This window comes from Streptomyces sp. NPDC021212 (assembly GCF_044332925.1).
In the GTDB taxonomy this organism is placed as follows: domain Bacteria; phylum Actinomycetota; class Actinomycetes; order Streptomycetales; family Streptomycetaceae; genus Streptomyces.
Genome location: NZ_JBIRPZ010000010.1, coordinates 42,021 through 62,629 on the forward strand (window position 1 = coordinate 42,021; position 20,609 = coordinate 62,629).

Consider the following 20,609-nt stretch of genomic DNA (forward strand, 5'->3'; position numbering starts at 1 on the left):
CTCCACCGTCATTCGGCTGTAACCACCCGCCTGCCACGTGTTCGAAAGTGTGCCGCCGAACGGAGTGCCATGAGCCACTCCTTCAAGAGTCGAACACATGCACACGCCACGCATGTGACGGATCGGGGATTTACTACTGTGCGTTATCGCTGATTCGAGGTCTCGAACATCCAGGGCATGACACTCAGTGCCACGCATTGAGGAGGTGAGCACAACGGACGACCGTCGATGCAGCCCCTCGCCACCGCTCATATGAGCGAAGACTTGATCAGAGTGGCGAGAATCACCCCCCTCCAGAGTGCCTCGTCTCACTCCTTGGACACAACGAGAGACTGCTCGCTCAGATGAGCGATGCGCAGGTGAGCGCCGGTCGTGGGGCCGGTATCGTGCCCCCACACGCCACGATGAGGAGGCCCCGTGACCAGCGCCCGGCGCGCGCTCTTGCAGGTGGTTCCCGGTGCGCGGCGCGTCCTCGACGAGAACTGGACCGGCTCCTCCACGGTTCCCTCCCGCGGTCTCTATCCGCACCAGTGGAGCTGGGATTCGGCGTTCATCGCGATCGGATCGCGTCATCTTTCGGTACGCCGCGCCCAGCGGGAGCTGGAAACCCTGCTCGCGGCCCAGTGGGACGACGGCCGGATCCCCCACATCGTCTACAACCCCGCGGTACCGCCGGGCGCCTACTTCCCGGGCCCGGACTTCTGGCGGCCGGCCCGGGGGAACACCGGCGCCCCGCCCGGCGTCGCGACGTCCGGGATCGTCCAGCCGCCGGTGCACGCGCTCGCCTGTCTGCTGGTGCACCGCGCCGACCCGCGCGCCTCGCTGCGGTCCGGCTTCCTGGCCCGTACGTACCCCCGGCTCGCCGCCTGGCACCGCTATCTGACCGACCGGCGCGACCTGGGCGGCGGCGGTCTGGTGTCGGTGGTCCACCCGTGGGAGCCGGGCATGGACAACAGCCCCTGCTGGGACGCCCCGCTGGCCCGCGTCGAGCCCGTCCCGCCGGAGACATTCCGCCGCGCGGACCTCGACCACGGCGCGGCCGCCGACCGCCCGACGGACCTGGACTACGGGCAGTACGTACGGCTCGCGGCGGACTACCGGGACGGGGGCTACCGGGACCGCCCCGGCGCGCTCGGCTTCGTCGTCGAGGACCCTGGCCTCAACGCCCTGCTCATCGCCTCCGAACACGCCCTGGCCGAGATCGCGGGGACCGTCGGCGCGGACCCCCGCCCGCACCGCGCCCGGGCCGCCCATCTGACGGCCGCCCTGCTGGACCGCCTGTGGGACCCGGCCGCCGGGCTGTTCCTGTGCCGCGATGTGCGCGGCGGCGGCCTGATCCCCGAACTGAGCGCGGCGGGCCTGCTGCCTCTGCTCGTCCCGGAGCTGCCCCGGGCCACGGTCGACGCGCTGCTCCGTACGGCTGCGGGCGAGCACTTCGGTCTTGGCACCTCGGTGCGCCTGGTCCCCAGCTACGACCTGCTCGGCCACGCCTTCGACCCGTCCCGCTACTGGCGCGGCCCCGCCTGGTTCAACGTCAACTGGCTCCTGGAGCGCGGCCTGCGACTGCACGGTGCCGCACCCGAGGCGGACGCGCTGCGCGCGGCGGCCCTGGAGGCGGCCGCCGCCTCCGGGTTCGCCGAGTACGTCGACCCGCACACGGAGGAGGCGCGCGGCACCCGGGACTTCAGCTGGACGGCGGCCCTGGCGCTGGACCTGGCGGTGGCGGCGGATCAGGGCGTCTGATCGTCATCATCGCCATCGGCCGCCCGGAGCCCGGCCAGTGCCTCGCGGGTCTTCCGGGTGCATCGGTGCTCGTCACCCAGGACGCGTTCGCTGATGTCGAGTACGGCGCGCCACTCGGCCTCGGCCTCGTCGAGGCGGCCGAGGCCCTTGAGGGCGGTGCCCAGGTTGTAGCGGGTCCACAGGGTGGCGGAATCCTCGGCCCCGAGGACGCGCGCCCGCAGCGCGGCCGTCGCCCGGATCTCCGCTTCCGCCTCCGCGAAGCGGCCCAGTTTGTTGAGCACATTGCCGAGGCTGTGCCGGACCGCGAGCGTCGCCTCGGCCTCGGGCCCCAGGACCCTCGCACGCCCGTCGACCACGTGCCGGTACTCCACCTCGGCCTCGCCATAGCGCTCCTGGGTCCGCAGCAGATCGGCGAGCATCCGATGGGTCAGCAGGGTGCCGGGGTCGTCCGGCCCCCGCACTCGCGCCTCCGCCGCCATGGTCACGCGGTACTCGGCCTCGGCCTCCTCCCTTCGGCCGAGGTCTGCCAGCGCGCTCGCGCGGCAGTACCGGGTCACGAGCGTCGACTCCGTTTCGGCCCCCAGAGTGGCGATCCGGTTCCGCAGCACCTCGGTGAACTCCGTCAGCGCCTCCTCGTAACGCCCGGCCTCCGCCAGACAGACCCCCAGGCCATGAGCCGTGGCCAGGGTGCTGGGGTGCTCCCGGCCCAGCACGTCGGTCTGCATCGCCAACAGGCCCCGGAAGGCCGCTTCCGCCTCCTCGTATCTCTTCTGATCGCCCAGGATCATCGCCCGGAGACGACGTGCCTCGAAGGAGCCGACGTGCTGCTCCCCACGGGCCTGGTCCGACGCGTCGATCAGCGTCGAGACCTCGGTCTGCGCCTCCTCGTACCGGTCCAGGCCGCGCAGCGCGGTGATGTGCCAGAACGCCGCGCTCAGGGTCCCCTGGTGCTCCGGACCGTGGCCCCGCCCCAACCGCTCGGCCGCCTCCCGCCACAGCTCCTCGGCCTCCTCCTCGCGGCCCCGCTCCCCCAGGAGCTGCGCCAGCCGGAAGACGGCGGTGGCCCACGCCAGGAGATCGCCCTCGTCCGAGGGTCCGCAGTCCGCGACGGCCGCCCGGCTCTCCGACTCGGCCTCGTCATAGCGACCGAGCTGCGCCAGCGCGTGGGACAGCCACACCCTGGCATCGACCGTGTCCGGGTGGGCCCAGCCCTCGAGGTCACCCAACTCCCGCCGCGCGACGCGGAACTCCCGCTCGGCCTCTTCCCGACGCACCAGGCGCAGCAGCAGGCGGCCACGCTTCACCCGCAGTCCCGCGACCTCCGCGCGCCGGTCCTCCGGGCTGCGCAGATACGCGTCGATCAGCGCGTGGCGCTCCCACTCGGCGCCCATCAGATTCCCGGCGTCCTCGAGCAGGGCGGCCAGGTGAACGCGTGCATTGAGCGTGTACTGGTGGTCCCTGCCGTGCACCAGGGCCGAGGTCTCGACGACGGCTCTCAGCTGGCGCTCGGCCTCCTCGCGCTCGCCCAGCTTGTTCAGCGCGAGGGCCAGATGGCCGCGAAGGTTGCGCGACTCCAGCTCCTCTCCGGACGACACCACGGGAAGCTGTTCCAGAATCGTGCCGCGCAGTTCGTCCGCGTAGTCCCGCCATCCGCCCTCGGTCAGCGCCTCGGCCAACCCGGGCAGCCGCCCGACCCCCACCCAGCCGGACTTCTCGTCCCGCTCCTCCGCCTCCCCCAGCAGCCGGTCGAGGTGGACCCGCATCAGCGCCGCGATCCTCTTGTCGGCCGCGATCCGGCGCACCAGGGCGAGGAACGGCGGCTGGACGCGCTCCGAGACATAGGAACGGGCGGTGAAATCGCGAACCGGGGGCTCGGGCGCGGACGGCGGTTCCTCCGGCTCCGGGCGCTCGTACGGCTCCTCCCCCAGCAGCCCCAGCCGCCGCAACAACTCCGGCGACGCGGCCGCGAACGGCCGGGCCTCCGGCGCCACGCCCGCGTCGCCGCGCTCCCCGGACAGCCGGGCCCGGAACTCCGGCCCGCTCCCCCGGCGGCGCAGCAGGAACTCTGTGACCCGCTTCGCCGTGTCCAGCGCGTCCGAGGTCCGCACCCCGTCCAGCAGCAGGTCCGCCACCCCGGGGTAGAACTCGTACTCGTCGGCCCGCCCCTCCCGCCGCCGCAGCAGCCCGCCCAGGAACACCTCCGCGAGCTGCGCCGAACCCGTGCCGCTCGCCTGGTGGATCAGCCGCATCACCGGCAGCGTCAGCGGATGGACGGTGGCGAGCGCACCGGCCAGCCGCCGGCCCTCCGGGGAGGCGCCGCCCCCGAAGCGGCGCAGCCGCTCCTCCGGCGTCGGCTCGGGTACCTCGGCGGTGGCCGGAGCGGCGACCGGCTTGTCGCCGCCTTCCAGGAGCATCACCGGGAGCAGCGCGCTCCCCTCGCCCGTGCCGGTGAGCGCGGCCCACGCGCCCAGCTCGGCCTCCGCGAGCGGCAGCACCGGCACCGGGGTTCCCGTGTACGCGACGAGGCCGGGCGGCAGCACCGGGTGGCGCACCGTCAGCGCCCGGCCCGGCGCGCCCGCCCTTCCGCGCGCGCCGACCAGCAGCCGCTGGGTGGGCATGCCGCGCTCCGGCCACATGCGCGGGGGCAGCGGCTGGACGACCGCTACGGGAGAGTGCCGGGCCCAGCGGCGCAGCAGGCGCGGGATGGCGCCGCTGCGCCACCCCGGCCCCACTCCGTCGGAGAGGACGAGGATCATCGTGCGGCCGGAGGTGTCGGTGAGCTGCCGTGCGGTACGGCGCGAGGCTTCCGGGGCGTACGGGCGGGCCCGCAGCCGCGGTTCGGCGCCGACCGCGCTGTCCAGTCCGTAGGTGCGCACGGCACGGAACGCGCCCTGCCGCTCCAGCATCCCCCGCACCTCGGCGGCGAGCTGCTGCCACAGGACCATCGAGGGGCCGTCGTCCACCACGAGCACGGCGCTCAGCCAGCGCTCCCGCCGCGCCCGGAGCATCGCGTCGGGCAGACCGGTCTCGGCGATCCAGTCGGCGGTGGCGTCCTCGTCCAGGCGGAACGAGGTCCGGGACGGCACGGTGCGCCGCAGGGGGCGCAGCGCGCGGGAGAGTCCGCGCGCCGCGGGGAGCGCCGGTACGCCGCGTACGCCGACGGCGCGCGCCGGGCGGGCCGCGGCGGGCCGGGCGCCGGGGGCGAACAGCCCGGCGGGCGCGGCCGGCTCGGGCTCCGGCTCACGAACGGGGACGTCCGCCGCGGGGCCGGTCCGTGCCGCCTTGTCGTGCTCCTCGGCGTCCTCGGCGGGGGCGAGCGGGGCGAGCGGCCCGGTCGCCCCGGCGGCCTCGTCGCCGTCGGCGGTGCCGCCGGAGGGCGCGGTGGTGGCCGCGAGCCACAGGGCGTCGCGCAGCTCGTCCGTCGAGAGCTCGACCCCCGCGTCCTCCAGCAGGGCGGACAGTCGTTGGATCATTACGCGTCCGCTTCGTCCAGCGAGCGCAGGACGTTGCTCAGGACGTGGTGATCGATCGGCACGTCGGAGGCGCGGAGATGGACCGCGTTGAGCAGCTGGTCGGTGGCCAGCTCGCCCTCCTCCCGCAATGCCAGGAAGTCCTCGATCAGATCCTGTGCGCGGGCCGCGGTCTCCTCGCCGAGGTGCATGGTGACGATCTGCTGGAGCTGCTGGGCGTCGGGCTGGGTGAGGTCGAGCCGGACACAGCGGCGCAGGAAGGCCGGGGGGAAGTCGCGCTCGCCGTTGCTGGTGATGACGACGACCGGGAACACGCGGCAGCGGACCCGGCCCTCCACGATCCGTTCCTTCTCCTCGGTGCCGGTGACCCGCACATCGGCCCGCGCTTCCTGGAGGCGGGCCAGCTCGGGGATGGTGAACTCGCCCTCCTCGAAGACGGTGAGCAGATCGTTCGGAAGATCCACATCGCCCTTGTCCAGCTCGTCGATGAGCAGGACGCGCGGCTGGTCGCCCGGCAGCAGGGCGGTGCCGAGGGCGCCGAGCCGCAGATAGTCCCCGATATCCGGTTCGGGCGTGGAATCCCCGTCCACCCGGCGGAGCAGGGACGCCTCGCGCAGCCGCCCGACCGCGTCGTACGAATACAGCCCGTCGTGGAGCGTGGAGCGGCTGTTGATCGGCCAGTGCAGCACCTCGCCGAGCTTCAGTTCGTGCGCGATGGCGTGCGCGAGCGTCGACTTGCCGGTGCCGGGCCGGCCGGTGACCAGCAGCGGGCGGTGCAGATGCAGCGCCGTGTTGACGATGTCCCGGTGCTCATCGGTGATGAGGTACGGCAGCGGTTCCGTGTCGGCGAGGCGCGGCGCGTCGTCGCCGAAGCGCCGCCACGGCGGGGCCTTGGGCCAGCTCTCGACAGTGTGGGGTGTGGTGCCACCACCCTGGAAGAGCCTCCAGTCCTGTGCCATGGTCGTCCTTCTCCTCGTGGGGCTGCTCAGGGTGCCGACAGGTCGAGTTGGCCGGGAAGGGGCCGGTGCGGGTCGTCCCACAACAGGGCCAGATGGCGGCCCGGATGGCTTTCGTCGCCGTCGCTCTCCAGCCGGAGCTTGCGAAGGTGCCGGGGCAGGAACTCCAACTGCGGAGCCGGCTGCTCCGTGAGGCCCAGCAGCTCCTTCAGCTCGTCGTCCGTGAGGGCCGGTTCGGCGTCGCTGTCCCAGACGAGTACGGGCAGGCCGTCGAAGAGACAGGCGGTGAAGACCGCCTCGCGGACCGCCCTCGGCGCCGCGACCACCGCTCCGGGGGCGGTCTCCCGGCGCTCGATGGCGGCCCGCACCTGCTTGAACCCCGTCACCCCGGCGAGCAGCCACTGCAGATCCCCGGTGGTGGCCGTGGCGACCTGCTTCCAGCGCCGCTCCCACAGATGACGCCGCTGGGGCTGGCGCAGTTCGGCGCAGCGCAGGACGACCGGGAAGTCCGTGCCGAGCGCGCGCTCCTGGGGCCGTGCCGCGTCCAGCGGCCAGCGGTGCACGCCCAGTTCGAGGTCGGTGAAGGGGACGAAGAACTCCACCAGGGTCTCCGAGACGCGGGCGTGGGCGGCCAGCAGCGCGTCGATCCGGCCCTGGATCTCCTCCAGGGAGGCCGGGCTGTCGACCTTCGCCAGCGCGTCGGCTTCCTCGCCGCGCCGCGACCACACCTCGTACGCCCGGCGCTGTCCGGGGCCGCTCGGCGGATGGAGTCTTATCTGGATGCGCCGGTCCGCGGCGGCGACGCGCAGCCGCGCCGCGTGCTCCTCCGCTTCGGCGCGCCGGTCCCGCAGCGCGGACTCCAGGCCGAGCCGCCGCGCGCACGCCAGCGACCAGCCGCGCAGCTCCCCCGCGACCACGCCGCCGTCGAGCGCCGCGAAGTGCTCCACCACCCGGAGCAGCTGTGGCAGCCGGTCCGGGGTGGGGAGCAGCGCTTCGAGGCTGTCGGCGAGCGCGACCGGCTCGGGCGACGGGACGTCCGCTGCGGCGAACAGCTCGCGCGCCGCCTCGGCGACGCCGTACCGTCCCCGCGCGTCCAGCCGGCCCAGCAGCGCGACGAGGGTGCGGTACTCGCCGCTGGTGAGCCATTGGCCCTGGAGGACCTGGCACGCTTCGTGCAACGCCGGCCGGATCGGCTCGTCGGGTGCCTGCTCGGCCAGCGCGGCGAGCAGGGTGACGAGGCCGTGCGGATGGGCGAGCGCCCAGTCGACCAGATCGTCCGCCGTGGGGGGCACCGCCGCGGGCGGCGCGGTGGTGAACTCCTCGCACAGCCGGGCGGCGACGCCCGCCGCCCGGCCCGGCCGCGCCTCCAGGAGGCTCGCGGTCCCCAGGACGAGCCGCCACCGGGTCTGCCGCTGCTCCTCGTCCAGCGGCGGGGGCCAGCTGTACTTGTTCTCGTTTCCGGACCAGTCGCCGACGAACACGGTCGGGTACTGGTCGATGTCCTCATCCGCGCGGAGCCGGTCGAACTCGCCCCGTACGCCGTCCCAGACGCGCCCGAGGTCCAGCGCCGTGCCGCCGGTTCCGGCCGCGTGGAGCTGCCGTAACAGCACGGAGGTGAAGCGCCCGGCCCCTTGGCGCTCCTTGGCGACGGCCCCGGCCCGGCAGGCCCGCATCCAGTACACCGGCCGCTCGGGTCTGGTCTGGGCCGACCTGGTGAGCAGATCCGGGGTGTCCACCAGCTCATGGGTGCCGGTGGGGAGGGCCTGGCGGCAGGCGTCGACGATGACGGTGACCCGGTCCATTCCGTCCCAGGGCAGATGCTCGGTGCGCATCAGATCGACCAGGCTGTCGGCGTCCAGCCCCAGGAGGTCCGTATTGCTGGTCTCGGGGTACAGCAGGCTCCACCGCCCGCCCGGTGCCTGCACCCCGTGGCCGGCCCAGTAGATCCACAACCAGTCGCCGTCGATCTCGCGCAGTCCCTCCCGGAAGACCTCGCGTACGTCGGCGCGCTCCGCCGGGCGGTAACCGGGGTGTGCCGCCTCCAGGGCCGCCCTGTTGCGCTCCATGGGCGAGGCCAGCAACTGGATGTTCTCCGGCGGTACGCCCCGCCCGGTCAGCCACGTCCGCATCCCGAGGGCATCGTGTACCGGCCCGTCGAGGTCCAAGGCGTCGCTGCCGCGGTACCGCTCGACCGCCACGATCACGGCATGAGTGCGGCGCCAGTCGTGTTCCACCGCCGTCACTTCGGCAACTCCGGGGCCAGCAGGTCGTACAGCCGCTGGTGGGCGAAGTACGAGGTGTGGGCTCGGGGGAAGGGCTGGCGGGTGTTGACGCGCAGATCGGTGACCCGGCCGGGGAAGACCTTCTCCCCGACGAAGCCGAGCAGATCCTGCTCGTCGTAGACGTTGATCCAGCGGGGGAAGGCGCCGGGCAGCGGTTCGCCGCGGCGCAGCGCGGTGAGCGCGTCCAGCTCGTAGAGGAACGGCGCCTGCGAGCCGACCGTCACCAGCAGGTCCACCTCGGGCGGCCGCTCCGTGGGGTCGGCGAGCAGATCGACGCAGGCGATGCCGCCGAGGCTGTGGGCGAGCAGCACCACCGGCCCGGCATCGCCCGCCGCGGCCTCGCGCACCGCCGTGCGGATCGCGGCGCGCACCCCGGCGCCGCGCACCTGGTAGCGGAGGATGTCGCCGCTCGCCGGGACGGCTCCCCTGGTGATCCCGCCACGGAAGGTGTGGGCCAGCGAAGACAGCGGGGAGAGGTAGGAGTTGAGCGCCCGGACGGCGACGCCCTTCGCGGCGCGCACGGCCGGTCCGCCCCGGTCGGCGCCGCCGAGCTGATCGGTGAGCGCGCCGACGACGGTGTCCCGGTCGGCGCCGTCCACCGCGAGCGGCTCGCCGTCGCCGTGCAGGCCCTCGGCCCGCTGGACGGCCAGGGCGTACACGGCGCGGGCCGCGATCGCCGCGATGCCGTCGGCGGGCGGCAGTCCGCCCAGGGTGCGGGAGATCTCCTGGGCGACGCGGCCGCCGGCCGGGCCGAGGTGCGGCGCGAGGTCGGACACCAGCTCGTCCAGGCTGCCCCCGCCGCCGGTCACCGCATCCAGGCCCAGCCCGCGCACCCGGTCGGCGACGGCCTGCCAGGGGTCCTGACGGCCGGGGGCGAATCCGGCCCGCGCGCCGCCGCCGCGCCGCGCCTTCGCCACCTCCGCGAACTCCCGCAGCTCGGCGAGCGGATCCACCTCCAGCAGCGCCCATACGGCCAGCGGATCGTCCTCGTCCAGCAGGTCGTCACCGCCGACGCCGCGGCTCTTCGCCCGCACCGGGACCGACGCCCCGCCGAGCCCCAGCGACGCTCCGTGGTGCTCGCCCCAGAAGCAGCGGACGACCCGGATGTCGGCTCTCACCCGCCCCAGGCCGCTCATGACCCGCGCGAGGCTCTTCTCGTACGCCGTGGCCCGGACCCCCGTGCCGTGGACGAAGACGACGCTTGTCACCGATCCCCCCAGATCGTCCGGATCCCACCGGGACCACGAGCCCCTCACTTTAGCCCGTGATGACCCCGCGTGACCCCAGAACTACCGAGGTCAGCCGCCGGAGGTGGCCAGCTCCGCGTCCTCGGTGACGCCCGCGCAGTCGTACGGGTCCGCCAGCCAGCCGTCCGGGAGAACCACCCGGTTGCGGCCCGAGGTGCGGCCGCGGGGGCCGTCGGCGCCGGGCGGCCACTCCTGATCCAGGTCCAGCCCTGCCAGCAGGTCGTCCAGCTCGGCCAGGGACGAGGTGATCGCGAGCCGCTTGCGCATCTCGGAACCGACCGAGAAGCCCTTGGTGTACCAGGCGACGTGCTTACGGAAGTCGATCACGCCGCGCTCCTCGTCCTCCAGCCACTCGACGAGCAGCTCGGCGTGGCGGCGCATCACGGCGGCGACCTCCTTCAGCGTGGGCCGGGCGGAACCGGCCCCGCCGCCCGGTGCGCCGTCCGGGGTGAACGCCGCCACCAGGTCGCCGAAGAGCCACGGCCGCCCCAGGCAGCCGCGCCCGACGACCACGCCGTCGCACCCGGTCCGGGCCATCATCCGCACCGCGTCCTCGGCTGACCAGATGTCGCCGTTGCCCAGCACCGGGATCTCCGGGACGGTCTCCTTCAGCCGCGCGATGGCGTCCCAGTCCGCCGTGCCGCCGTAGTGCTGGGCCGCCGTGCGGCCGTGCAGCGCGATCGCGGTCACGCCCTCCTCGACCGCGATCCGGCCCGCGTCGAGGTAGGTGATGTGGTCGTCGTCGATGCCCTTGCGCATCTTCATGGTCACCGGCAGCGAACCGGCGCCCGCCACGGCCTCGCGCAGGATCGCGCGCAGCAGGTTCCGCTTGTACGGGAGCGCCGAGCCGCCGCCCTTACGGGTCACCTTGGGCACCGGGCAGCCGAAGTTGAGGTCGATGTGGTCGGCCAGGTCCTCGTCCACGATCATCCGTACGGCCTTGCCGACGGTCACCGGGTCGACCCCGTAGAGCTGGATGGAGCGCGGCTTCTCGGTGCCGTCGAAGTGGATCAGCCGCATGGTCTTGGCGTCCCGCTCGACCAGCGCCCGGGTGGTGATCATCTCGCTGACGAACAGCCCCTTGCCGCCGCTGAACTCCCGGCACAGGGTGCGGAACGGCGCATTGGTGATCCCGGCCATCGGCGCGAGTACGACCGGTGGCTGGACCGTGTGCGGGCCGATCTGCAGCTGCGTCTGGGTCATGGGGTGAGCTTCCTCGCGGTGCGGGTAGGACGGTCGTGGGACCTCTCATTGTCCCGCACCCGCACAGGGGATCGGCCGGGCGGTTCATACCGGCGCACCCCCGACATCGTTGTAGCGTTCAACCATGCCTGAGCTAAGCCCCCGGCGGCGCATGCTCGTGCTGGCGATCTGCTGCATGAGCCTGCTGCTCGTAAGCCTCGACAACACCGTGCTCAACGTCGCCCTGCCCTCGATGCGGAGCGATCTGCACGCCTCCGTCTCCGGAATGCAGTGGACGATCGACGCGTACACGCTCGTCCTCGCCGCGCTGCTGATGCTCGCCGGATCGACGGCCGACCGTTTGGGGCGCAAGCGCGTCTTCCAGACCGGGCTGGTGGTCTTCACCCTCGGCTCGGCGCTGTGCAGCCTCGCGCCCAGCCTGGGAGCGCTGGTCGGCTTCCGCATGGTGCAGGCCATCGGCGGTTCGATGCTCAACCCCGTGGCCATGTCGATCATCACCAACACCTTCACCGAGCCCCGCGAGCGGGCCCGGGCGATCGGGGTGTGGGGCGGAGTCGTCGGCATCAGCATGGCGGCCGGTCCGATCGTCGGCGGGGTGCTGGTGGGGTCGATCGGCTGGCGCTCGATCTTCTGGATAAACCTTCCGGTCGGGCTCGCGGCGGTGGCACTGACCGCCCGCTTCGTACCGGAGTCGCGCGCTCCGAAGCCCCGCAGGCCCGATCCCGTCGGCCAGCTGCTGGTCATCGCCGTCCTCGGCTCCCTGACGTACGCCATCATCGAGGCGCCGGGGCACGGCTGGGGCTCGCCACTGATCACCGTCTGCGCGGCGGTCGCCGTCGTCGGGCTCGTCGCGCTGATCCGCTACGAGCGGCGGCGCGACGAACCGCTGATCGATGTGCGCTTCTTCCACAGCGCCCCGTTCAGCGGGGCGACGGTCATCGCGGTGAGCGCGTTCGCGGCGCTCGGCGGCTTCCTCTTCATGAACACGCTCTATCTGCAGGACGTCCGCGGGCTCGACGCCCTGCACGCCGGGCTGTGGATGCTGCCGATGGCATTCATGTGCTTCGTCTGCGCACCGCTGTCCGGGCGGCTGGTGGGGCACGGCGGGCCCCGGCTGCCGCTGCTGCTGGCCGGGGTGACGATAGGAGCCAGCGGGGTGCTCTTCGCGGCGTTCGACGCCCAGTCCACCAATGCGCTGCTGCTGACCGGCTATCTGCTGTTCGGCATCGGATTCGGCCTGGTCAACGCGCCCATCACCAATACGGCGGTCTCCGGGATGCCGCGTTCGCAGGCCGGGGTCGCGTCGGCCGTCGCCTCCACCAGCCGCCAGGTGGGCCAGTCGCTGGGGGTCGCGGTGATCGGCGCGGTGCTGGCCGCGGGCGCGGCGGCCGGGGTGGCGGGTGCTGCGGCGGGCCGGAAGGCGTCGGCCGCGGCCGCCGCCGGGTTCGTGGACGCCGCCCGCCCCGCCTGGTGGATCATCGCCGGTTGCGGTGCCGTCATCCTGCTGCTGGGCGCCCTGACCACCGGCCGCTGGGCGCTGGCCACCACGAAGCACGCCGCCGCGCTGTTCGAGGAGGGCGGGCCGACGGGTCAGACCTCGGCCAGTTCGAGCGCGAGGGCGTGAAGCCGCTCCAGGCGCTCACGGGTCTCCGTGTCCACCGGGGTGTAGGTGAGCAGCTTGGGCCCCTGGTTCGGGCCGGTCCACAGGCTGGTCGAGGTCAGCCGCAGCACGCCCACCTCCGACTGCCGGAAGAGCTTGATCTTGTCGCCGGGCCGCAGCACCTCATGGCGCGCCCAGATCTCCCGGAACTCCGGTGAGGCCTCCTCCAGCCGCCTCAGCAGTGCCTTCCAGGCGGGCTCGGCGACGTGTTCGGCCATCGCGGCGCGGAACTTCGCGGCCATCAGCCGGATCGTCTCCTCCCGCTCGACCAGGCTCGCCCGCCACTCGTCGTGGGTGAAGGCCAGCCACAGGCAGTTGCGGTCCTCCGGCGGCAGTGCGTCCAGATCGCACATCAGCAGCCGGTAGGAGCGGTTGTAGGCGAGGAGGTCGAACCGGGCGTTCTGCACGCACGCCGGGAACGGCTCCAGCTGCTCCAGCATCACCTGGAGCGACTGTGGCACCCCGGAGCACTCGTTCCCGGAGGTCGGATCGACCTCCCCGGCGAGGGCGAAGAGATGCGCGCGCTCGCTGCGGTCCAGGAGCAGCGCGCGGGCGATGGCGTCGAGCACCTGCACCGAGACATGGATGTCCCGGGCCTGCTCCAGCCAGGTGTACCAGGTGACGCCCACCGTGGAGAGCTGGGCGACCTCCTCGCGGCGCAGCCCGGGGGTCCGTCGGCGACGGCCGCGGGGCAGCCCCACCTGCTCGGGGGTGATCCGCTCCCGGCGGCTGCGCAGAAAGGCCGCCAGCTCGGTCCGTCTGATGTCGGCCCCGCGGCCGGCCGTGGCACTCTGCACCGTGATGGTCATGGCTCCAGAGTGCCCCATGGGCTCAGCCAGTTGCCAGGTACTTCTTGTACCAGGATAAAGACACTCTGGTACCCGGCTGAGCGGGGTGGGATCGTCTGAAGCGTGACCGATACCGAAATTCCCGCCAGAAGCATCGCCCCGGCCTCCCGGGGCGCCGCCACGACATCGTCCGAGGGGGCCCTGAGCGGCGCGGGGCTGTTCACCCTGCTGCTCGGGGCGGCCCTCCCTCTGATCGACTTCTTCATCGTCAACGTGGCCCTGCCCACCATGGACCGCGATCTGGACGCGGGCCCGGCCGTCCTGGAGCTGATCGTCGCCGGGTACGGAGTGGCGTACGCGGTGCTGCTGGTCCTCGGCGGACGGCTGGGCGACTCCTTCGGGCGGCGCCGGCTCTTCCTCGCCGGAATGGCGGCCTTCGGGCTGACCTCGCTGGCCTGCGGGCTCGCCCCTGACGCGTGGAGCCTGGTCGCGGCGCGCATCGCACAGGGCGCCTCGGCGGCGCTGATGCTGCCGCAGGTGCTCGCCACCATCCATGCCTCCACCAGCGGCTCGCGCCGCGCCCGCGCGCTCAGCATGTACGGCGCGACGGCCGGTCTCTCCATGGTGGCGGGGCAGATCCTGGGCGGGGTGCTGGTGGCCGCGGACATCGCGGGCACCGGGTGGCGCGCGGTCTTCCTGGTCAACGTGCCCGTGGCGCTGATCGGCCTGGTCCTGGCGCTGCGTACGGTGCCCGCGACCCGCTCGGACCGGCCCGCGCCGGTGGACGTGCCGGGCACGGTGCTGCTGGCCGTCTCGCTGATCACGCTGATGGTGCCGCTGGCGGAGGGGCGGGCGGCGGGCTGGCCGCTGTGGACCTGGCTGCTGCTGGGCGCGTTCCCCTTCGTGGCGACGGCGTTCTACGTGATCGAGCGCCGCGCCGACCGGGCAGAGCAGGCAGCGCGCAGCTCGGTTGAGGGTGGTGGCGGGAGACGGGCGGGCCTCACTCCGCTGCTGCCGCCGAGCCTGTTCGCGCTGCCCGGGCTGCGGCGCGGGCTGCCGATGCTGCTGCCGTTCTCGATCGGCTTCGGCGGCTTCATGTTCGTCATCGCGGTCGCCCTGCAGCAGGGGCTGCGGTTCGGGCCGGTCGCGGCCGGCCTGGCGCTGGCTCCGATGGCCGCCGCCTTCTTCGTGGCCTCGCTCATGGGGCCGCGCCTGGTCGGCCGGTACGGCAGCCGCGTGGTGACCACCGGCGGACTGCTCCAGGCGGTGGGCCTCGGGCTGCTGATGCTGGCCGTGGCGCGCGACTGGCCGGACCTGTCCCTGGCCGGGCTGCTGCCGGGGGTCGCACTGGCCGGCTTCGGGCAGGGGCTGCAACTGCCGGTCCTGATCCGGATCGTGCTGGCCGAGGTGCCGGCCGAGCGGGCCGGGGTGGGCAGCGGCGTGATGGTCACGACCCAGCAGTCCTCGCTGGCACTGGGCGTCGCCACGCTGGGCTCGCTGTTCCTCGCGCTGGCACCGTCGGCGGGAATGGGCGACGCGCTGGTGATCACGCTCGCGGCGCAGCTCGCGGCGGTGGCGCTGACGGTGCTGCTGAGCCTGCGGCTGCCGCGCGTGGTGGCGTGAGCGGGGCGCGTGGGGACGACGGATGAGGGATGACGGATAGGCGATATCAGGCAGGCGGTATCAGGTAGGCGATGACGAGTATGAGATGACGGATGGCAGATGACAGATATTGAAATCTGTCATCGCATCTGCCACGCTTGTCAACGCAACGCACCCGTATGGAATCCCGAGTCCCCGCAAGGAGCACCACCATGCAGCTGCGCCCACTCGGCACCACCGGCCCCCAGGTCTCCGCGATCGGCCTCGGCTGCATGGGCATGTCCGCCCTGTACGGCCCCGTCGACCGCGCCGAGTCCCTCGCCACCGTCCACGCCGCGCTCGACGCCGGGGTCACCCTGCTGGACACCGGCGACTTCTACGCCATGGGCCACAACGAACTCCTCATCAACGAGGCCCTGCGCACCGCCCCCGCCGCCCACCGCGAAAAGGCCCTGCTCAGCGTGAAGTTCGGCGCCCTGCGCGGCCCCGACGGCAGCTGGTCCGGCTATGACGGCCGCCCGGCCGCCGTCAAGAACTTCGCGGCCTACTCGCTCCAGCGCCTCGGCACCGACCACATCGACGTCTACCGCATCGCCCGCGTCGACCCCGACGTCCCGATCGAGGAGACCGTGGGCGCCATCGCCGAGCTGGTCGAGGCCGGGTACGTACGGCACATCGGGCTCTCGGAAGCGGGCGCGGAGACCATACGCCGGGCCTCCGCCGTCGCCCCGATCTGCGATCTGCAGATCGAGTACTCGTTGATCTCCCGCGGCATCGAGGACGAGATCCTGCCGGTCTGCCGTGAGCTGGGCGTCGGCATCACCGCGTACGGCGTGCTCTCCCGCGGGCTGATCAGCGGCCACTGGAGCCGGGACCGCAAGCTCGCCGCCACCGACTTCCGCAGCCACAGCCCGCGCTTCGGCGGCGAGAACATCGACCACAACCTCGGCCTGGTCGAGGCCCTGCGCAAGGTCGCCGACGACAAGGGCATCAGCGTCGCGCAGACCGCCATCGCCTGGGTGCTCGCCCAGGGCCCCAAGCACGCCACGGCGATCGTTCCGCTGATCGGCTCCCGCACGCGTGCACAGCTGACGGAGGCGCTGGGCTCGTTGGGCGCTACGCTCGACGCCGACGACCTGGCCGCGATCGAGGGGGCCGTTCCGGCCGGCGCCGCGGCGGGCGACCGCTACCGGGAGGCGCAAATGGCCTTCCTCGACAGCGAGAAGAAGAAGTAGGGACCCGATGCCGCCCGAGACGCCCCTGACCCCCGACCGCGTCCTCGAAGCCACCGAGGACGTGCTGCGCCGCTACGGCCCGGCCAAGGCCACGGTCGTGGACGTCGCCCGCGCGCTCGGGGTCAGCCACGGCAGTGTCTACCGCCACTTCCGCACCAAGGCGGCCCTGCGCGAGGCGGTCACCGAGCGGTGGCTCGACCAGGCGCAGGACGAACTCGCCGCCATCGCCCGCTCCAAGGGTCCGGCGGCCGACCGGCTGCGCGAGTGGCTGGCCGCCCTCTTCGCCGCCAAGCGGCACAAGGCGGGCGACGATCCGGAGCTGTTCGCCACGTACCTCTCCCTGGCCGCCGAGAACAGCGGCACCGTCGCCCGGCACATCGAGACGATGGTCGGCCACCTCACGAAGATCGTCGAAGGCGGCATCGCGAGCGGCGAGTTCAAGACGCCCGACGCCCGGAGGGCGGCCCGGTCCCTCTGGTCGGCGACGGCCCACTTCCACGACCCGGTGTACGCGGAGGAGTGGTCGGACCCGGGCGCGGAGCTGGCCTTCGCCGACCTCTTCGAGCTGCTGCTGAACGGCCTGCGGCCATGAGGCCGGGCTGAGCCCCGGCCCGGGGCTCAGCCCACGCCCAGGAACCGCAGCACCGCCAGCACCCGTCGGTGGTCCGCGTCGGCGACCGGCAGGTCCAGCTTCACGAAGATGCTGTTGATGTGCTTCGCCACCGCGGACTCGCTGATCACCAGCGCCGCGGCGATTCCCGCGTTCGACCGGCCGCCCGCCATCAGCTCCAGCACCTCCCGCTCCCGTCGCGTCAGCCGGTCCAGCGGGTCGCTGTGGCGGCGGACGAGGAGTTGGGACACGACCTGCGGGTCCAGCGCGGTGCCGCCGCCCGCGACCCGCCGCAGCGCCTCGATGAACTCCTCCACGTCCGCGACGCGTTGCTTCAGCAGATAGCCGATCCCGCTCGTGTGCGCGGTGAGCAGATCGGCCGCGTAGCGCTCCTCCACGTACTGCGAGAGCAGCAGCACCGCCGTGTCCGGCCACTGCTGCCGGATCAGCAGGGCGGCCCGGACGCCCTCGTCCGAGAAGCCCGGCGGCATCCGTACGTCCACCACGGCGATGTCCGGGCGGTGCTCCTCCACCGCCGTCAGCAGACCCTCCGCGTCCGCCGCCTCCGCCGTCACCTCGAAGCCCGCCATCTGCAGGACTTTGACGAGGCCGATCCGCAGCAGGACCGAGTCCTCGGCGATCACAGCACGCACGGCAGCTCCACGGTGATGACGGTCGGGCCCCCGCGGGGGCTGCTGATGCCGAACGTACCGTCCACCGAACCCGCCCGCTTGGCCAGTCCGGTCAGGCCAGTGCCCCGGGCGGCGTCGGCTCCGCCCTCCCCGTCGTCCTCGACGACGATCCGCAGCGTGTCCCCGGTGCGGACGACCGTGACGTCGGCCCGCTCCGCCCGTGCGTGCTTGGCGACGTTGGCGAGGGCCTCGGATACGACGAAGTACGCGACGGCCTCGACGGTCGGGGCGGCCCGCTCCGGCACATGGACGTGCAGCCGCACCGGCAGCGGGGCGCGCGCCGCGATGCCGGAGAGGGCGGCGTCCAGGCCGAGTTCGTCGAGGACGGCCGGGTGCAGCCCGCGCACCAGGCTGCTCAGCTCGTCGATGGCGCCCTTGGCCTCACGGTGGGCCTCTTCGATCACCTGCCTGGCCTCGTCCGGCAGATCGGTCAGGGTGGCCTTGGCCAGGCCCAGGTTGACCGCCATGGAGACCAGCCGCTGCTGGGCGCCGTCGTGCAGATCGCGTTCGATGCGGCGGCGCTCGGCATCGGCCGCGTCGACCGCGCCCGCCCGGCTCTCGGTCAGGTCCTCGACCCGGCGCTTCAGTTCCCTGGCCGGTACGGGACCCAGCAGCGCGGTCGCGGCGCGCGCGTCGAGCCGTACGAGGGCGCCGACGAGCGCGTAGGCAAGAGCCAGCAGGATCAGGCCACCGGCCGTGACGTACGCGGCCTGGGTCGAGTACCCGACGTGGTCGAGCCGCCAGGACAGCGGGACGCCCCACACCCAGACGTACACGGTGGCGGCCGGAAGACCGACGAGCGCCATCACGACGGCCAGCACCCCTCCCCAGGCGACCGCCGGTCCGGCCAGCAGGTGGTACCACAGCTGCCGCGGGGCGCTCGCGGGCCCGGTGATCTCGATGCCGAGCAACGCCTTGAAGCGCCACCGCTGCACGCGGGTCAGCACCGGCGTGGCCACGGCGGGGATCGTGAGGGGGAGGGTGAGGGCGAGCGTGATTTCACCCAGGGTCGTGGTGTCCTGGTAGATCAGCCACGGCATGCTCATGGGTATCGCCCAGGCCACGAACTGCACCGCGGCGCCGACGGCGCCGAAAAGGAGGTCGCGCCGCAGCCTCCGAAGCGTCCGCTCGAACGCGGGCCGCAGCGCGGTGGGGAGTCTCATACGGCGACTCTAGAGCGGCTCGGTGCGGCCGCGCGCTGGAGCACGGACCCGGAAGAGGGGTGCAATTGGTGCCACCCCACATCGGCAACTGCCATGAACGACACGGGAGGTGGCGCCGACAAGGCTGGTGGGCAGGCCCGATCCCCGGGCCGTCCGGAAGGAGACCCGCCCCATGACCGCCCTGTACGCCCCCGCCCGGCCCGGCCGGAGCACTTCTCGCCGCCGCCCGGCGTGGATCACCCGGATCCCCCGGCTACGCCCCGAGCCGGTGCTGCTCGCCTCGGGGGTGGCGCTGGTCCCCTGGCTGTACGTACTGGCGCGGACGCTCCCCTCCACCGCCCGGGTCACGCACTGGAACGCGGCCTGGGTGGGCCTGGACGCGCTCGAAGCGCTCGGGCTGCTCTCCACCGCCGTCCTGCGGATGCGCGGGGACGACCGCCACCGCCTCACCGCGGCCGCCACCGGCGCGCTGCTGGTGGTGGACGCGTGGTTCGACACGGTGACGGCCGCCTCGGGCGGGGAGCTGGCGGGCGCCGTCGCGATGGCGCTGGGCGCGGAACTGCCGCTGGCCGCGGTGTGCGCGGCCGTGGCACTCGGGCGCGGCACCCCGCCGGACAGGACCTAACGTCCCAGCGCGGACCGCAGGGTCACCCCGTACCTGCTGCGCAGGCGGCGCACCTCCCACACCGACAGCGCGGTCACCGACAGCGGGCCGCCGAACAGGAAGGTGTTCAGCACGATGGCCGGGGCCGCCACGTCGGCGTCGTCGAAGAGCTGGAGGACGAAGAGCGACCAGACCAGCAGCGGGGAGAGGAAGGCGGGGAGCAGCTCGTGGATGTCGCCGACGCGGAAGCAGGAGTTGAGCCCCAGCACCGCGGAGATCAGGGTGAAGCACACCGCCATCAGCAGGAAGATGCAGCACACGATCCCGGCGGCGATGAAGAGCAGGACGAGCACAAGGCCGCTGACGATCCTGCCGAACGTCTCGCCCAACAGCCCGAAGAGGAGGTCGACGGGGCCGATGTCGGACATGGAGATGATGTTGCCGCTGAGTGCCGCGACCATCAGCCAGATCGCGACCGCCCCGAGCGGCAGCGTCCCGATGGCGCTCAGCGGGCCGCCGACACGGCCGGCGTACAGGCCCCTGAGGGGTGGGCGGGCGGCGAGGATGAAGACGGTGACGCCGATGAGTCCGGCCACCAGCAGGACGCCGCAGCCGAACAGCAGCTCCTCCAGCTTTCCGAAAACGAACTCCTCATGCCCCTTCGTCAGCGGGTACGCGAAGAGCAGCCAGGTGGTGGCCGCGAGGCCGAGCAGCGTCCGGCCCCGCTGCAGCCGGGCGATGACCGGGTCCTCGATGCGCCCCGGGCGCGAGGGGGCGGACAGGGTGGTGGCAACGGTGACCGGGTTGGGCAGGGACCGGACAGGCGCCGTCAAACGCTGACGAGTCGTGTTCAACTGTGCTTCTCCCCCGAGGTGATGCACACCCGACATAAGCGGGTGCATGTCAAACCGTCACCCTAGCCGATCTTGGTCGCGCCGCTCACCCCGGATATGCGCGACCTCGTCGGCGTCACGCCTGCACCCTCGCGCGCCACGCCTGCGCCCTCGCGCCTCACCCCTGCACCCTCGCGCCTCACCCCTGCGCCATCGCCCACCACAGCATCACCGCGGCCACCGCGAAGCACGCGAACATGACCAGCAGGGCCTGGCGCCGCGCCGCCGCGTCCGCCGTCATGCGCGGGGAGCCGAGGGCGCCGTGGGCCTGGGCGAGGTGGTCGAGACCCTTGTGGCGGGCGCCGCCGTAGGTGATCTGTTCCTGCCAGTCGCAGTGCCGGCAGCCGAGGAGCCGCCGCTGCCCACGGCCGTAGCCGTAGCTCACTTCGAAGACGGTGCCGTCCTCGCCGACGGCCGTGATGTGATGCGTCACGCCTCGCATGGTTGGTGGACCCCCGTTC

The 20,609-nt window shown here is 73.0% G+C and carries 16 protein-coding genes; 6 read left to right on the forward strand and 10 right to left on the reverse strand.

What is annotated here, in order from left to right; genetic code table 11:
• Positions 1 to 417 precede the first annotated feature (417 nt).
• On the forward strand, positions 418 to 1,743 hold the full coding sequence (locus tag ACH4SI_RS26115) for an MGH1-like glycoside hydrolase domain-containing protein (RefSeq protein ID WP_398299602.1): 1,326 nt from the start codon (positions 418 to 420) through the stop codon (positions 1,741 to 1,743).
• Here the strand turns inward: ACH4SI_RS26115 and ACH4SI_RS26120 are convergent.
• The 5 genes from ACH4SI_RS26120 to dusB form a co-directional block, all read right to left on the reverse strand.
• The gene (locus tag ACH4SI_RS26120; protein WP_398299605.1) at positions 1,731 to 5,216 is read right to left on the reverse strand and encodes an SAV_2336 N-terminal domain-related protein; all 3,486 of its coding nucleotides are present in this window, start codon (positions 5,214 to 5,216) and stop codon (positions 1,731 to 1,733) included. The two genes, ACH4SI_RS26115 and ACH4SI_RS26120, sit on opposite strands and share 13 nt — an antisense overlap.
• Positions 5,216 to 6,172: an AAA family ATPase gene (locus tag ACH4SI_RS26125; RefSeq protein WP_398299607.1), complete on the reverse strand. Its 957-nt coding sequence runs from the start codon at positions 6,170 to 6,172 to the stop codon at positions 5,216 to 5,218. The genes ACH4SI_RS26120 and ACH4SI_RS26125 overlap by 1 nt, the downstream gene beginning before the upstream one ends.
• A gap of 26 nt (positions 6,173 to 6,198) precedes the next feature.
• Positions 6,199 to 8,412, reverse strand: coding sequence for a caspase family protein (locus ACH4SI_RS26130; RefSeq protein ID WP_398299609.1), 2,214 nt, complete (start codon positions 8,410 to 8,412; stop codon positions 6,199 to 6,201).
• Positions 8,409 to 9,659: a hypothetical protein gene (locus ACH4SI_RS26135; protein ID WP_398299611.1), complete on the reverse strand. Its 1,251-nt coding sequence runs from the start codon at positions 9,657 to 9,659 to the stop codon at positions 8,409 to 8,411. The genes ACH4SI_RS26130 and ACH4SI_RS26135 overlap by 4 nt, the downstream gene beginning before the upstream one ends.
• 90 nt (positions 9,660 to 9,749) lie before the next feature.
• Complete coding sequence (gene dusB, locus ACH4SI_RS26140; RefSeq protein ID WP_398299613.1) at positions 9,750 to 10,901, reverse strand: tRNA dihydrouridine synthase DusB; 1,152 nt, start codon at positions 10,899 to 10,901, stop codon at positions 9,750 to 9,752.
• 124 nt (positions 10,902 to 11,025) lie between these two features.
• Here dusB and ACH4SI_RS26145 point away from each other — a divergent pair, with 124 nt between their 5' ends.
• Complete coding sequence (locus ACH4SI_RS26145; protein WP_398299615.1) at positions 11,026 to 12,525, forward strand: MFS transporter; 1,500 nt, start codon at positions 11,026 to 11,028, stop codon at positions 12,523 to 12,525.
• Here the strand turns inward: ACH4SI_RS26145 and ACH4SI_RS26150 are convergent.
• Positions 12,492 to 13,370, reverse strand: coding sequence for a helix-turn-helix transcriptional regulator (locus tag ACH4SI_RS26150; RefSeq protein ID WP_398299617.1), 879 nt, complete (start codon positions 13,368 to 13,370; stop codon positions 12,492 to 12,494). The genes ACH4SI_RS26145 and ACH4SI_RS26150 overlap by 34 nt on opposite strands.
• 132 nt (positions 13,371 to 13,502) lie before the next feature.
• Here ACH4SI_RS26150 and ACH4SI_RS26155 point away from each other — a divergent pair, with 132 nt between their 5' ends.
• From ACH4SI_RS26155 to ACH4SI_RS26165, 3 genes are all read left to right on the forward strand, one after another.
• Positions 13,503 to 14,972, forward strand: coding sequence for an MFS transporter (locus ACH4SI_RS26155; RefSeq protein WP_398300230.1), 1,470 nt, complete (start codon positions 13,503 to 13,505; stop codon positions 14,970 to 14,972).
• A gap of 191 nt (positions 14,973 to 15,163) precedes the next feature.
• On the forward strand, positions 15,164 to 16,186 hold the full coding sequence (locus ACH4SI_RS26160) for an aldo/keto reductase (RefSeq protein ID WP_398299619.1): 1,023 nt from the start codon (positions 15,164 to 15,166) through the stop codon (positions 16,184 to 16,186).
• Between the two features lie 7 nt (positions 16,187 to 16,193).
• Positions 16,194 to 16,778: a TetR family transcriptional regulator gene (locus ACH4SI_RS26165; protein ID WP_398299621.1), complete on the forward strand. Its 585-nt coding sequence runs from the start codon at positions 16,194 to 16,196 to the stop codon at positions 16,776 to 16,778.
• 26 nt (positions 16,779 to 16,804) lie between these two features.
• Here the strand turns inward: ACH4SI_RS26165 and ACH4SI_RS26170 are convergent, their stop codons facing one another.
• Entirely contained in the window at positions 16,805 to 17,449 is a 645-nt protein-coding gene (locus ACH4SI_RS26170) for a response regulator (protein WP_398299623.1), read from the reverse strand.
• Positions 17,437 to 18,651, reverse strand: a complete 1,215-nt coding sequence (locus tag ACH4SI_RS26175; RefSeq protein WP_398299625.1) for a sensor histidine kinase — start codon at positions 18,649 to 18,651, stop codon at positions 17,437 to 17,439. Before ACH4SI_RS26175 ends, ACH4SI_RS26170 begins: the two co-directional genes overlap by 13 nt.
• A 172-nt stretch (positions 18,652 to 18,823) precedes the next feature.
• Here ACH4SI_RS26175 and ACH4SI_RS26180 point away from each other — a divergent pair, with 172 nt between their 5' ends.
• Positions 18,824 to 19,276, forward strand: coding sequence for a hypothetical protein (locus ACH4SI_RS26180; RefSeq protein WP_398299627.1), 453 nt, complete (start codon positions 18,824 to 18,826; stop codon positions 19,274 to 19,276).
• Here the strand turns inward: ACH4SI_RS26180 and ACH4SI_RS26185 are convergent.
• Positions 19,273 to 20,109, reverse strand: a complete 837-nt coding sequence (locus tag ACH4SI_RS26185; protein ID WP_398299629.1) for a hypothetical protein — start codon at positions 20,107 to 20,109, stop codon at positions 19,273 to 19,275. The genes ACH4SI_RS26180 and ACH4SI_RS26185 overlap by 4 nt on opposite strands.
• A 178-nt stretch (positions 20,110 to 20,287) precedes the next feature.
• Positions 20,288 to 20,590 (reverse strand): hypothetical protein, encoded by a 303-nt coding sequence (locus tag ACH4SI_RS26190; protein ID WP_398299632.1) that lies wholly within the window; start codon positions 20,588 to 20,590, stop codon positions 20,288 to 20,290.
• Positions 20,591 to 20,609 lie beyond the last annotated feature (19 nt).

Coding starts and splice junctions, on each gene's coding strand:
- ACH4SI_RS26180 (WP_398299627.1), top strand. CDS start 18,824: ATGACCGCCCTGTACGCCCCCGCCCGGCCCGGCCGGAGCACTTCTCGC.
- ACH4SI_RS26125 (WP_398299607.1), bottom strand. CDS start 6,172: ATGGCACAGGACTGGAGGCTCTTCCAGGGTGGTGGCACCACACCCCAC.
- ACH4SI_RS26150 (WP_398299617.1), bottom strand. CDS start 13,370: ATGACCATCACGGTGCAGAGTGCCACGGCCGGCCGCGGGGCCGACATC.
- ACH4SI_RS26160 (WP_398299619.1), top strand. CDS start 15,164: ATGCAGCTGCGCCCACTCGGCACCACCGGCCCCCAGGTCTCCGCGATC.
- ACH4SI_RS26190 (WP_398299632.1), bottom strand. CDS start 20,590: ATGCGAGGCGTGACGCATCACATCACGGCCGTCGGCGAGGACGGCACC.
- ACH4SI_RS26175 (WP_398299625.1), bottom strand. CDS start 18,651: ATGAGACTCCCCACCGCGCTGCGGCCCGCGTTCGAGCGGACGCTTCGG.
- ACH4SI_RS26165 (WP_398299621.1), top strand. CDS start 16,194: ATGCCGCCCGAGACGCCCCTGACCCCCGACCGCGTCCTCGAAGCCACC.
- ACH4SI_RS26120 (WP_398299605.1), bottom strand. CDS start 5,216: ATGATCCAACGACTGTCCGCCCTGCTGGAGGACGCGGGGGTCGAGCTC.
- ACH4SI_RS26145 (WP_398299615.1), top strand. CDS start 11,026: ATGCCTGAGCTAAGCCCCCGGCGGCGCATGCTCGTGCTGGCGATCTGC.
- dusB (WP_398299613.1), bottom strand. CDS start 10,901: ATGACCCAGACGCAGCTGCAGATCGGCCCGCACACGGTCCAGCCACCG.